Raw genomic sequence first — 14,898 nt, forward strand, 5'->3', positions numbered from 1 at the left:
TTTAAACCGATAATTAAAAAGCTGTCCAAGTTCAAATGCTTGGGCAGCTTTTTTGTTTTATGATTTTTCTATAAATTTTCCTTCTTACAGATTTTTAATAGCTTAAAGTTCTTCCGTCTTCCATTCGCCGATAGTCCTTTCCTCCTCATTAAAACTCGAACCTATCAGAATTATCTTTTTGCTGCTTGTCTTAAATTGAGCGGCATAGCCATTTTCTTTTATTTGGACTATTGCATCTTCTGCCGTACCTGCACTCATCAACTTAAACTCAAAGATGTATATGGAATCTTTAGTGTGCACTATACAATCGGCTCTGCCTTTTAAACAGTGTATTTCCGTTTGCACAAATTGCCCCATAAGTTTAAAGATTAGGTAAACGGCAGTCTGGTAGTTTTGCTCCCTCAATTTAAGTTTATCTTTTGGAAGATTATTGTAAGGCACACCGGCTATTATAGCCTGCATCCTATCCATAAAATCATCCACATTCCCGGCCCGGATATCCTCTACAAACTTCCATATTGAAACTCCGGTTTCATCGGGTCTAAGCGAAGAATAGGCAGGTACAAGATTTTCTAAAAAGCTATAACGTACCTCATCATTCGGAAAGCCTAAGCGATACATATTAACTTCTTCTATGTATTCTTTTATCGTTAAATAACCCGATTGAAAAAGTATAGGTATGGGGTCTTTTGCATCGGCTCTATATTCATTCAGCATGGACTCATCAAGCTCTACCTTTCCATCTAAGTCTGGAATATTATAATGAGCATCTTTTAGATAATTTACCAAAAAGGTTGGTGTGCCTGTTGCAAACCAATAGTTTTTTAATTCACCGGAGTTGAAAGTATTTAATATGCTAAATGGGTTATAGACAGATTCTCCTAAAACACTGAACTTATAGCCGTCGTACCGCTTTTTTAATTCTTCAAGCATTTTATCATAGCTGTTTTTGGTGTTCTTCGCCAGTCTTTCTATTTCAGGCTTAAAGGTTTTTTCTATCTCGGCTTGAGTCAATCCGCATATTTCAGCATAGTCATTGAGCATACTTATATCTTGCAGATTATTTAAGTCGCTAGAGATACTTACCTTACTGAACTTTGTAACTCCCGTCAAAAAAGCAAAGCGGATATATTGGTCGCAAGTTTTTATTACAGAATAAAAGGCTTTAAGAGTATTGCGGTATTCTTCATTTAGAGCCTCGTTTACACCCATTGTTTGTAAAAAAGGCTTATCATATTCGTCCACAAGAATAACCGCCTGCTTGCCGGTTTTATTGTAGGCGGTTTCTATGAGTGACTGAAAACGTTTTCCGAAAGAATCGCCTTCGTTTTTTAGCCTGTAGATTTTTTCTTCTTTTTTTAAAAAGTAGTCTAAACTTTCAGCAAGAGCACCATCCAAGTCATATCGACCCACATTAAAATCCAAGTAGAAAACAGGATACTCACCCCATGCTTCGTTTTTTTCGATTTCGGCCCGCTTTTCTTCAGCCTTTTCGATGTACAAGCCCTTAAAAAGCTCTTTTTGCCCTAAAAAATAGGCCTTGAGAGTCGAGAGAAAAAGACTTTTTCCAAAGCGGCGGGGACGGCTTAAAAAGTATACCTTCCCTAAGTTGGCCAGCTTAAAAGCATATAGAGTTTTATCTACATATAAAAAGTTTTTTCTGCGTAAATCTTCAAAACTTTGAATACCTATCGGTATCTTGCGCGAAAAATCAAAATCCATTTTAAGCCTCCTAAAACCGATTATAGCATAAGATGCATGATTATTCAATGTTTTGAGAATAGCAGCAGAGTCTATTAGACACAAAAAAACCCGCCTTGCGGCGGGTTTTAAACTATACTAGGTATAGATTAGTAGATAACTTTAACACCGATTACAAAAGTACCATTGTGTGCATCAAAAGCAGGAGCGCTAATCATACCTTCAGTACCTTCATATTTATTCCAGGAAAGTTTACCCTGTGACCAGTAGGTGTCAATTTCAATTTTCTCTGCAGGAGAGAATGTAGCACCAACCTTATAGGCAACACCGAAGAACTTATCGGTTTTGCTAGCATCTATAGATTTTCTGTTGGTTTCACCCCAGAAGTTAGCATAGGGCTTTACCCACATTGAATCTGTAAGAGCATACTTGTAGTTTACCCAAGCACTTATACCCATAGGTAATGTAGATTTATCACCGGTGGGAATTGCGCTTAAGAGATGGTTAAGTCTGAAGTCTACGCCAAATGCCAAACCTTCAACAAAATTCGTATCTCCTGAAGCTGCTGATTTAAAGGCAATCATTGCTGCCATATCACCAATAGCCTTATTGTTCTTGTCTTTTCCGGCATAAGCAGACAAATCATTACCGAAATAGGCACCAAGAGCTACCCACTTATAAGAAGCATCAAAGCGAAGATCAAAAGCTACCTTTGAATCCGTGCCTACATTTGTTAAAGCATCCATGGCTAAGGTTAGAGCAAGACCGTCAACAGGCTTTGATCCGAGTTTGAATCCCATACCTAAATACGGCTTATCCGGATTTGATCCTGCTGCAACATCTTCATGAACACCGGCCTTTCCAAAGTCCTTAACGTTATCAAAAGTTGCATTGATACCGAAATCAAGCGTAACCCACTTATCGTAACCTAAGCTTAAATCAAGCCCGAAAGCATATTTGTTTGCTGCGGGACCGGTTGCAGCAGACGCTGTCTTTACCAAATATTTTCCGCCTTCACCAGCACCTACGGTAGGAAGACCTGTGGCAGGGTCAACAGCACCTGTGAAAGTAGTACTTGCGAGAGCATACACAGGTTTACCTTCTTCATTGTAACCATTTTGTTTATGATATGTAGCACCGGCAATTAGTTTGTCGCCATCTTTTAAGGTTACAACCTTAAACTTATCTTGGGATGCTGTTCCCTTAGCGTCCCATGAACCGTTTGATCCGAATTTTAAGCCGGCATCAAATTTAAGCCCTGTTCCTGCAAGGTCATCGCTTGCATAACCGAGTTTTGTACCAAAACCAGTGATATCGCCTGAGGTTTCAGGGCCCCATGCTACACCATTGTCGCGGATAGGTGACCAAATCTGGGCATAGTTTGTAGAGAAGTCAGGTCGTCCGTAAACATTCATGTAACCGCCGAAGAAATGAATAGATGCAGACATATCGCTTAATGTTTTTCTCCAGAGTTTAAACTCGGCATCCGAATCCCAAGCAAAATGGGGTGATGCACTATTTGACAACTGGTCATAGAATCTGTAAGCTAAGTTTACACCAAGATCAAAGTTCATGCGAACGTCACCTTCGGTCTTTGAGTTTAAAGTACCCATGTAAAGAGGGATTACGACCTTTGCATCCAAAAGATTCTTAAAACCATGTTGAGCCTTTGCATTCCTTCCTGCGCCAAAGTCAATTCCCCAGTTCACAGAAGCCTTTGCTGTAACTTGAGGTGTAAGTTGAGCAAAAGCAACTCCGCCCACGAGCACCAAAATCATCAAAATCGCCAGAATTTTTTTCATAAAAAATTCCTCCTTGTTATTTGTTTGCCATTATTGTAACACAGCCAAAATCACTTGTCAAGCAAAAATACAAAAAAGTTACACAAAATTCGCATTTTTTTTATAATTTTTCTAATTTCTTTGCCTTTTTTCGGCATATTAACAACAAAAACAATGAATAATTTATTTATCCACCTAATTAATTATAACTTTTCGATTTCTTCTTGAGTTAAACCTGTCATAAGGCAAATTTCAGAAATAGGATATTGATGAGAAATCATAAGCTTTGCCGTTTCAAGTGCTTTTTGATAGGCCCCGTCGGAGAAACCTTGCTGGAGACCTTTTTCAATACCTCGTTGATAACCTTCACTTATGCATGATGCCCTATCGTGTTCATATTTCATGCGGGACTCATAAAGCCATTTATCTCTAGGGCTCATTTCCATTATTGTAATAGCCTCATTTGCCTTTTTCATCATCGGCGATTCTTGTTCTAACATCTCCCTCACCTCCCAATCAATTAGGGGAGGAAAGACAACCCGACAGAACAGGTTTTCTTTCCTCCCCTATAACCCCTCCTATCTTTTCCGTCTGCCAAAGGGAGCTCCCTTTGGAAACCCCTTCTTAACTTTTGATATATTAAAGCGTATTACCATTATTATAATAGCATTCGACTAAAGATTTTACAATAGTCTTGACCTTGTTTTATGTTTTCTATACATTCCAGTAAATCCTGTAGTACGTCCTTGTTTTCCTCAGTGCCGAAGACTCTTTTAAAAGCATAGTCGTTGCGTAAAGTTATTTTAAACAATTTTTCCATAAATTAAGCCTCGTTAATAATTTTTTTTAAAGGAAGAAAAATTCCCCCCTTTTCATAATTATTGTATGCAAAGTTTGCAATAAATGGTAAAATTTCTATTGCTTTTAAACTCAATTAAAGAATTGACTAAAACTCTGGTAACAATGCGGGTTCTTAGGGCAGAGCCCTAAGCGGTTCTTTTGAAGATGGGTGGGGTTATAGGGGAGGGAAGAAACTTTTATCCGAAAAAGTGTCTTCCCTCCCCTAAAGCATTGTATTGACAAAAAGCATTTAGTGTGTAAACTATTATCTATGATGATAAAGGACCTAGATAAATTCCTTAACCGGATAAAAAAAATTTATGTTCACCCCGATACGGTAAAAATAGCTTCTCTTATAATTCTTGCAGGACTTATGGTTTTGCCGTTCAGTATGACTAAAATGGACTTGTTTAATACCTCGCAGAAAGCGGTAAATCTTTACCCTATGACGGTATTATTTTCGAACCTTATACAAAGCGGTTTAAACTTTTTTTATGTAAGCAGCTTATTGCTGTTTTTATTGCCTATAGCATTTATAATCATCTTTGTATCTATTTTTCAAACAAGAATATCCTCAAAAATTGTTTATTTTTCGGCTTTAGTGCCTATAAGCCTTTATCTTTCAGCCTCGATTTCCGGCATGAATTTATTTGCAAACACTCCCAGATGGTTCTATTCTCTGAGTCCCCTTACATATTTTGCTTTTTTTATAGCCCTTATCTTTCATGCTTTCTTGATAGCACACGGCATAATTTCCATAAAAAGGCAAAACGAATCATATGTTGAATATAAACGCCTGCTAAAAGAAGAGGAAAGCAAGGAAGAACTGTTAAACAAACGAATAGCCGACAAATTAAAAAAACAAAAAGAAAAATCACTAAAAAATAATCCCGAACCCATACAAGAAGAAGCTTTTTCTATAGATAAGCTATTAAAACAATACATAACCCGTTTTAAAAACAGAAAAAAAAGGTCGCATATAAAAATAAAAATTACAATAGTTATTATTTTTACCATATTAGTGATTCTTTCAACCTTTATTTACACGGATTTGAGAAACTATAACATGCTTCTCACCCAAAATGTCAACACGACAGGAAAAAGCCAAGCCGAGCAGGTCGCAGCCATATACAGCTTTTCGGACGGTCTTCACGCTAAAATCAACGCCTTCATCGAAGGAATAAGAAAAACCAATCTATCTTCGCCCTTCCCCTTTCAAAGGGTTGATATAATAACCACAAGCAATAAACAGCCTGTTTTTCTTGAAGAAATTGATGAATCTACCGAACTGCCTTTTTTTGACGTATTTTCTTATACTACAGCCGCAGGGCAGGTACGTCTTATCTCTGATGAAGAAAAGAACATAAGTCCTGAGGAAGCAGCCCTTTATATAAAACATTTCAACAATGAAGCCACAGTCAGCACTCCTATTTACAGGGAGGATAATGGAACCTGCCTTTATATCTATCCCGTAACCTTTACCCGCAAGGAGGGCCAAAGACTTGTAGGCTTTTCCGTTGTTACATATCTTAAAGAAATTCTAGACCGCCCTTATTTTCAAGCAAAGGTATTTGTGTTTTCAATTTCGGCTGTATTTTTCTATGCTTCTATAATCATCGTTCTTTTTTTGGCGGACTTTATTGCAAATCCGATTATTTTCTTATGTGGAAATATACGAAAAACTGCAAATATTTTACGCGGAATGATTTCGAGCAATGCTGCAGTTGAAGCCGACCGGCTTATTTTTGAAGAAAACATCAAAACCCATGACGAAATAAAAACTCTTTCAATAGAGTTAAAAAATATTATCTCACTTATTCGCGGAATTTTACCCTATGTATCTTTTCATACTATTCAAAATGCAGAAAAAAATCTTTCAAGTAAAAGCGCCACAAGAGACCTCTGTTTCTTGTTTACCGATATAAGAGGTTTTACAAGCATGTGTGAAAATATGCAGCCTCGTGAGGTCATCAATATTTTAAACCGATATCTCGATATCGAAACAAAGATAATCTTCGAAAACGGTGGAGATGTAGATAAGTACGTCGGCGATGAAATTATGGCCTTTTTCTCAGGACCTAAAAAAGAAATCAATGCATGTAAGGCCGCTATGGAAATACGCAAGGCAATGAGGAGAGAACAGAAGGCAGCTTTAAAAGAAGGCTCTGCCTTGGTTTCAGTAGGAATCGGTATTAATTCGGGGCCCGTAGTATTCGGCCCCGTCGGCTCAAAAACACGCAAAGATTTTACATCCATAGGAGACACGGTAAATCTTGCAGCCCGTCTTGAAGGTGCAAACAAAGAATACGGCTCAAAGTCGATTATATCGGAAGAGGTTTATAAAAATTTAAGCAAAGATTTTATTTGCAGAGAACTCGATTTTATTGCAGTTAAGGGAAAAACGGAAGCTGTACGTATTTACGAAATCCTTCAGCCTACCGAGAAACTTACAACCGAAAAACTTTATGATATAAAAAAATTATTTGAAACGGGACTTTCTTACTATAGAAAAAGAAAATGGAAGCACGCCGAAAAGTATTTTTCTGAATGTGCAGAAAAGTATAATGATGCACCCTCTAAAGTCTTTTTAAGAAGAGTTACCCACTATCAAGTTTCTCCGCCGAAGCCAAAATGGAGCGGCGTTTTTGTAATGAACGTAAAATAAAATCGGCTCAGTTTACACCGAAAAGGAGTCTTCATGGAATTTAAACAACTTGAGATATTTATCAAACTTGTAGAAAATTTAAGCTTTTCCACTACTGCAAGCGAGTTGAACATATCGCAGCCCACAGTCAGCCTTACCTTAAAGCAGCTTGAAGAAGAGCTCGATACTCCCCTCTTTTTGCGTTCTACCCGAGAACTAAAATTAACCGAGGCAGGAAATAAACTTTACAACGAAGCAAAGAACATTCTCGCCGAAAGGGACAAAATAATAGAAAAATTTATCCATCCTGAAAGGAAGGTTATAACCATAGGAGCATCCACCATTCCGGCAGGGTACCTTCTTCCTTCAATAGTGAGAGAGTTTAAAAAAAAGCATCCCGACATTTATATAAAGGTTGAAGAAAAAAACAGCCTTGAAACAATAAAAAAGGTTTCACTGAATACCGTCGATATAGGCATCGTCGGAATGAAGATAGAAGATGAAAACTGCGAGTTTCTTCCAATTTATAAAGATGAATTCGTATTTATAAGTGCGAATAATTCCTATTACCAAAAGCTGAAAAAATCAAATCCCAACTTAAAGCGTATTGCCGAAGAACCCTTTATTATCCGTGAAGCAGGCTCGGCAGTTAAGCAAAATATGGAGCTGATTTTAAAATCGCAAAAGATAGATTTAGATTCGATAAATATAAGCGCCTCGATAAACGACACTGAGGTCATCAAGCAATTGACTGCAGAAGGACTGGGTACATCTTTTATATCGAGAATAGCAGTTGAAGACATGGTAAAAAATAAAAAGTTGATAGCCTTTGAGCTGGGTGATGTTCCCCACCAATACCGCAATATCTATCTGGTATGGAATAAAAAAATAAACTACGCAAGCCATATCAAAGATTTTTTAAACTGCACGGAATGTTTTAAGGTAAAAACAACGATTGAAGAAAAAACTACTTGACAGTGAAAGGGCTGTCTAAAAGCGATAGCAACTCAATTTTTTAGACGGCCCTTTCAGATATTTTTACTTATACGTTTTTTAAATATTCGGCAACGAGCAAACCGCATTCCAACTGTATGGATACCAGCTTTTTAATGGGGACAACACTATACTTAATATTGGCTTCCAATTCGTCGCTTAATACCTGGAGTTTCTTTTCCGCTGCGTTAAATTCATTAGATAAAGCTTTTTCTTTTTCTTTATTTTCCTCCTTTGCTTTTCTCATTTTAAAAAGCTCTGTTTCATTGGCTCTTGTTAAAAGGCCGAAAGACAGCATCTTATAAAATTTTTTAATCCATTCATTGTCAAATTTTTCTGCAACCGTAGCATTCTTTTTACTATAATTTTCATCTTCGTAAGTCATCTTAACGGCAGCTTCATAATCATCCTTTCTTCCTGTAAAAGCATCCAAGGCAAGTAAAAACGGATTATTTTTTGCCATATACTTCCTTGTCTTTTTTAAAGAATCCAAAATGAACGCTTCGCTTTTTCTGTTTTCTTCTAAAGATTTTCTCACTATCTCACCTCGGTTTTCTCCGCTGTCCGATAGGTCAATAATCTTTTCGCTATAAAAATACGGAAGTTCAGTCAACATTGTAAAAGATTTATACTTTTCCCCGGCATAGTCTGCGCTGCATGTCCCGACACCGATTGCTTTCGGAATATCTTTTACACCGTATTTTTCCAAGTAATCGTAATTATCGCGAATACCGAGTTCTTTATAAATTGCAGGGGCAAAGGCCTTGCAGTATGGAGCCTCAGGTTCCCCCAAATTCAGCGGTACATTTTGTTTTTTTGCCGCTTCTTTTAAGCCGGCATATACTTTCGGAATATCGCGCGATAAATACCAGTAGACCCCGCCAAATCCTGCGTTATGAAGCGAATAAATGAATCGAGGTTTAATTTTATCGATTAGATGCATCATTGCAACAGTTTCAGGAATGGAATCGGTAAATTTCAATTCCTTGTACTCTATCGGGAATGTCCAATCCACTTGTTGATGACCTGCAGGCCTAAAAAAATTTCTTGCGTAGTTATAAAGCGTAAACGGCCCCTTAAACCAGCCCTCGTTCAGTCTGGTCCCGTCGGAATCCCAAGCTTTTACAATATACCACGTGTAATTCAGTTCATCCCGCAATTTGTTATTTTCAGCCAATTCTTTTGTAAAATAATCCAACATCATAGTACCGATAGGTTCATTCGGATGAGGGAGGCCGAAAACAAGAGCATTTTGCCTTCCTTTTCCTATTTTTAAACCTATGATCTTATCACCGTCTCTAGTCGTCCCGAATTCGAACTCTTCCACTATATCAGGATATTTTTTTGCAAGGGCTTTACTTGCCGAATTCATTTCATCGACGGTCATAAACTCTTTATAATCGGGTACCCGGTTGATAACATCTTCAAATATTTTATTCACTTGATTACCCTTCCCTGTTATTTCACTTTTTCAGTAAATGTATATTCTTGCCAACCCCATTTTCCTGTTCCGTCTATAGGTAAATTTTTAAAATTTACTGAATTTGCATCGTAGGATGCAAACCCTACTATAGGAATAAAAGGTAAATCTTCGGCTAAAATTTTTTGGGCTTCTTTATAAATTGCAGCTCGTTCTTCTTTATTACCTACAGTCAAACCTTTTTTACATAGCTCATCAAACTTTATATTGGAATACCCGCTCCAATTATTTGATTCATCAGTACCATATCTGGAATAAAGAGCTGCCGGATCAGGCCCCATAAAGCCGCCTTGTAGTTCCAGTATAAAATCTCTATTTGCCCCTACTTTATCCGACCATGCATTATATTCAGATACGTTTACCTTTAATTCAATACCGGCTTTTGCAAGTGTTGCCTGCATTAATTTTGCAGCATCGGGATATCCGCCTCCCTCAAAAACTTCTATTTGCAAACCGCGTACAAAAAATCCGTCTTTATCAGCCTTGTATCCGGCATCCTGTAAAATTTTTCTTGCGGCATCAATGTTAAATTGAGGAGATACATTTTCCGTATTGCTTACCCATTTTATAAATTGAGGATACATAGCATATTCAGGCTTTTGTACTCCGTCGAAAATTTTATCGGAAATTTCTTTTTTATTTATTGCACTTGCAATCGCCCTTCTTAAATTTACATCCTTAACTTTTTCATTCCTCATATTAAAGATAATTCTCATCGGCGACGGATATTCATTGAATACCAGTCTAAGCTGAGGATTTGCTAAAAGTTCTCTATTATTTGCTGCCGGTATATTTTCCAATACATCTATTTCGCCGTTTACAAGAGCTTGTACTGCTGTAGCACTATCGGGAATTATTGTAAAAATTACATTGTCTATTTTCGGGGCTCCCATAAAATAGTTTTTATTTGCTTCAAGTGTAACCGATTCCCCTTGTTTAAATTTTAAGAGTTTAAAGGGCCCCGAACCTATCGGCTTTTCTTTGGCTGCAATATTATCTTCCCATTCCTGTCCGTTATCAAAAATATGCTTCGGAAGAACAAATGACGCATACCAACCGAGATTTGCCACAAGCGATACATCAGGAACTTTTAATTTAAACACAACTGTCTTACTGTCTTTTACAACTATTTCGTCAATAATTTGAAGCCGTGAATATAACAAGTATGTATTTTTCTTTGCAATATAATCAAATGTGTATTTTACATCATCGGCCGTTACAGGTTTTCCGTCATGCCATTCAGCCGTATGAAGATAAAACGTTATCTCTTTTCCGTCGGGTGAAATATCCCACGATTCGGCCAAATCGGGTATAATATTTTTTGATGCGTCCAATTTGACCAACCGATTGAATATATTTTGGAAAATCGGATACCCGTTGTCATCGGGCAAGCTGTCCGGATTCCAACTCATCGGATCGCCGCCGGCTCCTACAATGAGGGTAGTTTTTTCCGTTGTTTTTCCACCGGTTCCCATTTCTGCCTCATCCTTACTGCATGAAATTACCAATACAGTAACCGTCAAGACCGCTGCCATAAGCAGCATTGCAATTCTTTTTTTCATTTTCTTCTCTCCTATTGTTTATAATTTATGACAAGCAGCAATGTGCCCTTCATACAATTTTTTAGTATCCGGATAAGAACCGAAACATTCATCCGTCGCCATAAAACACCTCGGTGCAAAATAACACATATCTTTCGGATCAATCGGAGTTGGCGGCTCTCCTTGTATAAAAATTTTTTCGGTTTTTTCCGTAGGGTCGGATGAACCGCAGTTTGATATTAAAACTTTTGTATACGGATGTTTGGGATTTTTGATTATATCATCAGCATCTCCATATTCTACAATTCGCCCTAAGTACATAACAGCAATTTTATCCGAAATATACCGAGTTAAACTTATATCATGGCTGATAAAGACAATAGTTGCATTATATTGCTTTTTTAAATTAAGAAGCATATTTATAATATCTGCCCTAACCGATACATCCAGCATTGAAACGGGTTCATCGGCAATTATAAATTGCGGTTTTAATAGCATTGCGCGTATAATCGAAATTCTTTGTAATTGGCCGCCAGATAATTGATGCGGATATCGTTTTAAAAAATCGGCAGCAGGATGTAAGCCTCCGTTTTCCAATTCCGTTATGAGAATCTTTTTTCTTTCAGCATCATTTTCTGCAATATTGTGTATTTTTAACGGACGCAACAATATTTCTTCTATGGTATTTTTCGGTGTAAAGGAATCATACGGGTTTTGAAATATAATTTGCACTAATCTTCTAAAACCTTTAGAGTCGTTTTTCATTATCTGCTTTGTTGAAAGTCCGTCTATATATACATCACCGTCCGTCGGCTCTTCCAAGCGGCTTAATATTCTTCCTAATGTAGATTTTCCGCAGCCGCTTTCGCCGATTAAACCCAGAATTTCTCCTTGTTTTAATTCCAAGTTGATATTATCAAGAGCTTTAACAAATGAACGGCTTTTTGTAAATAATGATTTTCCTTTTTTTACCGGATAAAATTTTTTTATATTTTGAATACTGATAAATTCTTTCATTTTGCCGCCTCCTCATAAAGATGACAATACACATCCCCGTCTTTAAATTCGGTTTTCTGAGGTTTATGGGATTTGCATATATCCATTGCATTCTTACAACGCGGAGCAAAAATGCATCCTTTGTATTGCTGCGATAAATCGGGAATAAACCCTTCTATGGATTTAAGCGGTTTTTTTTCTCCGTACAAGGAGGGAAAGGATTCTATAAGCGCTTTGGTATAAGGATGTTTCGGATATTTTAAAACGGTTTCCGTAGCTCCTATTTCCATTAATTCTCCTGCATACATAATTCCTACTTTATTACATGATTGCGAAACAACACTTATATCATGAGTAATCATAATACGAGTCATATTCATTTCGGCTTCGAGCTTAACTATTTCATCCAATATTTGTCCCTGTGTAACCGTGTCCAGAGCCGTCGTAGCTTCATCTAAAATTAAGAGCTTAGGCGAAAACAATAGACTGATTGCAATCGATATGCGCTGCAGCATTCCGCCGCTTAGCTCATGAGGATATAAATTATAAACACGGCTGGAAAGATTAACCAGTGAAAATAAATATAATGCCCTCTCTTTAATTTTCTGGGACGGAGTGTCTGGATAATGTACGCGGTAAATGTCTTCTATTTGTACGCTGATTCTATGTACAGGACTTAATGCATTCATTGATTTTTGAAACACAACAGAGATTTCTTTCCATCGCAGTTCGTTATATTGCCGGTCGGTTAATTCCAATAAATTTTTTTTATCGAATTCGACGCATCCTGTAATAGCTGTACTGCGGGCGGGCAATAACTTTAAAAGCCCCATAGCTAATGTGGATTTTCCGGAACCGGATTCACCTACAATTCCCAGCGAATCTCCTTGATTCAGCATAAACGAAATATCTTTTACCGCATACACGCTTTTATGTTTGTTTCTATATGTGATGTTTATTTTTTCTACATTTAAAACGGTTTCCATGTTTACCTGCCTCCGCTTGATATGTTTTTCGGGTTTAGGATGTGATTTAATCCGTCACCTAAAAGATAAAATGTAGTTACCGTTACTACGATCCCTATCCCTGCAAATGTCGATATCCACCATGCGGTTGTGATATATGGCTTTCCCTGATATATCATTTGTCCCCACGAGATAATATTCGGATCTCCCAATCCTAGAAAAGAAAGGCCCGCTTCCGTTAAAATAGCATTGGACATTCCTACCGTAGTATTTGCAATCACAGGAAAAATGCCGTTAGGAATAATATATTTAAATAAAATTTGTCTGTTGTTTTCTCCGAGAGCTTTTGCTGACTTAACATATGTGCGTTCCCGTATTGAAAGGGCTTGAGCCCGCATTAGTTTTGCATTACTCGGCCATGTTGTTATTCCGATAACTACCATGACATTATAAATGCTGCTCCCGAAAAGAGCTATAATCAATAGAATCAAAAAGAAGGTGGGGAGCATCATAAAAATATTTATACATTCGGATATTATTTGATCTACCTTGCCTCCAAAAAATCCTGCTATCCCTCCGATTATTACACCTAGGATTCCCGATATTAAGGCTGAAATGATAGCAACTTTTAATGATGTCGCTGTGCCGTAAATAATCATACTGAAAACGTCTTGTCCCATATGGTTGGTTCCTAAAATATGTCCGTTTTTTCCTAAGCCGGATAGAATATCATTCCCGTATTCATAGGGATTAAAATTTGCAATTTGAGGAGCAAACGATATGATTATCAGCAATATTAAAAGACAGATAAGTCCCAGCCTCATTTGCTTGTCAGAATAAGCAGCTTTACAAAGTTCCCGTATTTTTTCGATTTTCATAATTCATCTCCTTAGTATCTGATTCTGGGATCTACTATTGCATACACAATATCTACAACCATCATCATAACAGCAATTGCAATACTCATAATGAGATAAATACCCATTAAAACGGGATAATCTCTTTGATTAATGGCATTTAATACAAGCCTTCCCGTTCCCGGCCATGCAAAAACAATTTCGATAAGAGCTACACCTGTAATTAAATATGCCAACGATATGCCGAAAACGGTAATTGTAGGTAAAATCGCATTTTTAAAAATATATTTTCTAAAAATCTTTTTTTCATTCATACCCGCAGCTCTTAATGTCATAATAAAATCTTCATTTGTTACCTGTAGAACCGAAGACTTCGCAATTCGAAAATACAACGGAAGCTCTATCAAGACTAAAGTTGTTATAGGTAAAATTAGGTGGATAATTACATCTTTTATATATTTAATTCCGGTATATCCTGCTCTGGGATCGGTCATTCCGAATGTCGGCAGCCATTTCAATTTTGTAGAAAATAAAATAATCAGCATTAATGCCAGCCAAAAAGACGGTAAAGCGTTTAAAACATAGTTTATACCAGATAAGCTTACATCAATAAAACCTCCTTCTTTCCGAGCAGCGACTATTCCCATAGCTGTACCAAGAAGAAGCGATATAACTGCAGCTGTAAGTACAAGAAGGATTGTAGGCCCTATTTTCTCTAAAATCATTTTTGAAACGGGTTTATTGTATATAATTGAAATTCCTAAATCTCCTGTTGAAATGTTTTTTAAATATCGGAAATATTGCTCATATAGGGGCTTGTTTAAGCCATATTTTTCTTCAAGAGCTTTAGTTTGTTCAATATTATCGGTTTCTTTTCCCATCATAGTCTTAATGGGATTGCCGGGGGCAATATTAATAATTATAAAATTAATGGTAAAAACGACAATAATCGTTATAAAAGCTGAAAAACTCCTTTTCAAAATATACTTTTTCATTAAGCCACCTACTCATAAAAAAATCTTAAAACAATCACATTCCTATAATGCATAGTGAACATGTTCACTTTAAGAAAAGTATAACACGGTTTTAAATGGCTGTCA

The 14,898-nt window shown here is 37.0% G+C and carries 10 protein-coding genes and 1 pseudogene; 2 read left to right on the plus strand and 9 right to left on the minus strand.

All coding sequences use genetic code 11. From position 1 onward, the window contains the following. Nucleotides 1-102 precede the first annotated feature (102 nt). The 3 genes and pseudogenes from HYB91_RS10760 to HYB91_RS13030 all read right to left on the minus strand — a co-directional run bounded on the left by HYB91_RS10760 (nt 103) and on the right by HYB91_RS13030 (nt 4,302). The gene (locus HYB91_RS10760) at nt 103-1,722 is read right to left on the minus strand and encodes an ATP-binding protein (protein ID WP_253719514.1); all 1,620 of its coding nucleotides are present in this window, start codon (nt 1,720-1,722) and stop codon (nt 103-105) included. 128 nt (nt 1,723-1,850) lie between these two features. Next, nucleotides 1,851-3,503, minus strand: a complete 1,653-nt coding sequence (locus HYB91_RS10765; protein ID WP_256489020.1) for a major outer sheath protein Msp — start codon at nt 3,501-3,503, stop codon at nt 1,851-1,853. Nucleotides 3,504-3,685: 182 nt separating this feature from the next. Next, a pseudogene (locus HYB91_RS13030) lies at nt 3,686-4,302 on the minus strand (PD-(D/E)XK nuclease family transposase). Nucleotides 4,303-4,593: 291 nt separating this feature from the next. On the opposite strand from HYB91_RS13030, the gene HYB91_RS10780 reads away from it, so the two are divergent. Together HYB91_RS10780 and HYB91_RS10785 are read left to right on the plus strand one after the other, a co-directional pair. Further along, nucleotides 4,594-6,987, plus strand: a complete 2,394-nt coding sequence (locus HYB91_RS10780; protein ID WP_002676758.1) for an adenylate/guanylate cyclase domain-containing protein — start codon at nt 4,594-4,596, stop codon at nt 6,985-6,987. Between the two features lie 33 nt (nt 6,988-7,020). Continuing rightward, nucleotides 7,021-7,941: a selenium metabolism-associated LysR family transcriptional regulator gene (locus HYB91_RS10785; RefSeq protein WP_002676757.1), complete on the plus strand. Its 921-nt coding sequence runs from the start codon at nt 7,021-7,023 to the stop codon at nt 7,939-7,941. 67 nt (nt 7,942-8,008) lie between these two features. Here the strand turns inward: HYB91_RS10785 and HYB91_RS10790 are convergent, their stop codons facing one another. The 6 genes from HYB91_RS10790 to HYB91_RS10815 are packed head-to-tail and all read right to left on the minus strand — an operon-like array spanning nt 8,009 to nt 14,793. Continuing rightward, nucleotides 8,009-9,400, minus strand: a complete 1,392-nt coding sequence (locus HYB91_RS10790) for a M14 family zinc carboxypeptidase (protein ID WP_002676756.1) — start codon at nt 9,398-9,400, stop codon at nt 8,009-8,011. 17 nt (nt 9,401-9,417) lie between these two features. Beyond that, nucleotides 9,418-11,001 carry an ABC transporter substrate-binding protein gene (locus tag HYB91_RS10795; protein WP_002676755.1) on the minus strand — a complete coding sequence of 528 codons (1,584 nt, stop codon included), beginning with the start codon at nt 10,999-11,001 and terminating at the stop codon, nt 9,418-9,420. 18 nt (nt 11,002-11,019) lie between these two features. After that, a complete protein-coding gene (locus HYB91_RS10800) occupies nt 11,020-11,997 on the minus strand; it encodes an oligopeptide/dipeptide ABC transporter ATP-binding protein (RefSeq protein WP_002676754.1) in 978 nt (325 codons plus the stop codon). Further along, on the minus strand, nt 11,994-12,962 hold the full coding sequence (locus tag HYB91_RS10805) for an ABC transporter ATP-binding protein (protein WP_002676752.1): 969 nt from the start codon (nt 12,960-12,962) through the stop codon (nt 11,994-11,996). The genes HYB91_RS10800 and HYB91_RS10805 overlap by 4 nt, the downstream gene beginning before the upstream one ends. A 2-nt stretch (nt 12,963-12,964) precedes the next feature. Beyond that, a complete protein-coding gene (locus tag HYB91_RS10810; RefSeq protein ID WP_002676751.1) occupies nt 12,965-13,819 on the minus strand; it encodes an ABC transporter permease in 855 nt (284 codons plus the stop codon). Nucleotides 13,820-13,830: 11 nt separating this feature from the next. After that, a complete protein-coding gene (locus HYB91_RS10815) occupies nt 13,831-14,793 on the minus strand; it encodes an ABC transporter permease (protein ID WP_002676750.1) in 963 nt (320 codons plus the stop codon). Between the last annotated feature and the right edge of the window lie 105 nt (nt 14,794-14,898).

Source organism: Treponema sp. B152, from assembly GCF_024181665.1.
GTDB lineage: Bacteria > Spirochaetota > Spirochaetia > Treponematales > Treponemataceae > Treponema_B > Treponema_B denticola.

Bases quoted from the DNA above. Each gene is read 5' to 3' on its own strand.
- HYB91_RS10760 (WP_253719514.1), bottom strand. From the start codon at position 1,722: ATGGATTTTGATTTTTCGCGCAAGATACCGATAGGTATTCAAAGTTTT.
- HYB91_RS10815 (WP_002676750.1), bottom strand. From the start codon at position 14,793: ATGAAAAAGTATATTTTGAAAAGGAGTTTTTCAGCTTTTATAACGATT.
- HYB91_RS10795 (WP_002676755.1), bottom strand. From the start codon at position 11,001: ATGAAAAAAAGAATTGCAATGCTGCTTATGGCAGCGGTCTTGACGGTT.
- HYB91_RS10765 (WP_256489020.1), bottom strand. From the start codon at position 3,503: ATGAAAAAAATTCTGGCGATTTTGATGATTTTGGTGCTCGTGGGCGGA.
- HYB91_RS10810 (WP_002676751.1), bottom strand. From the start codon at position 13,819: ATGAAAATCGAAAAAATACGGGAACTTTGTAAAGCTGCTTATTCTGAC.
- HYB91_RS10805 (WP_002676752.1), bottom strand. From the start codon at position 12,962: ATGGAAACCGTTTTAAATGTAGAAAAAATAAACATCACATATAGAAAC.
- HYB91_RS10800 (WP_002676754.1), bottom strand. From the start codon at position 11,997: ATGAAAGAATTTATCAGTATTCAAAATATAAAAAAATTTTATCCGGTA.
- HYB91_RS10785 (WP_002676757.1), top strand. From the start codon at position 7,021: ATGGAATTTAAACAACTTGAGATATTTATCAAACTTGTAGAAAATTTA.
- HYB91_RS10780 (WP_002676758.1), top strand. From the start codon at position 4,594: ATGATGATAAAGGACCTAGATAAATTCCTTAACCGGATAAAAAAAATT.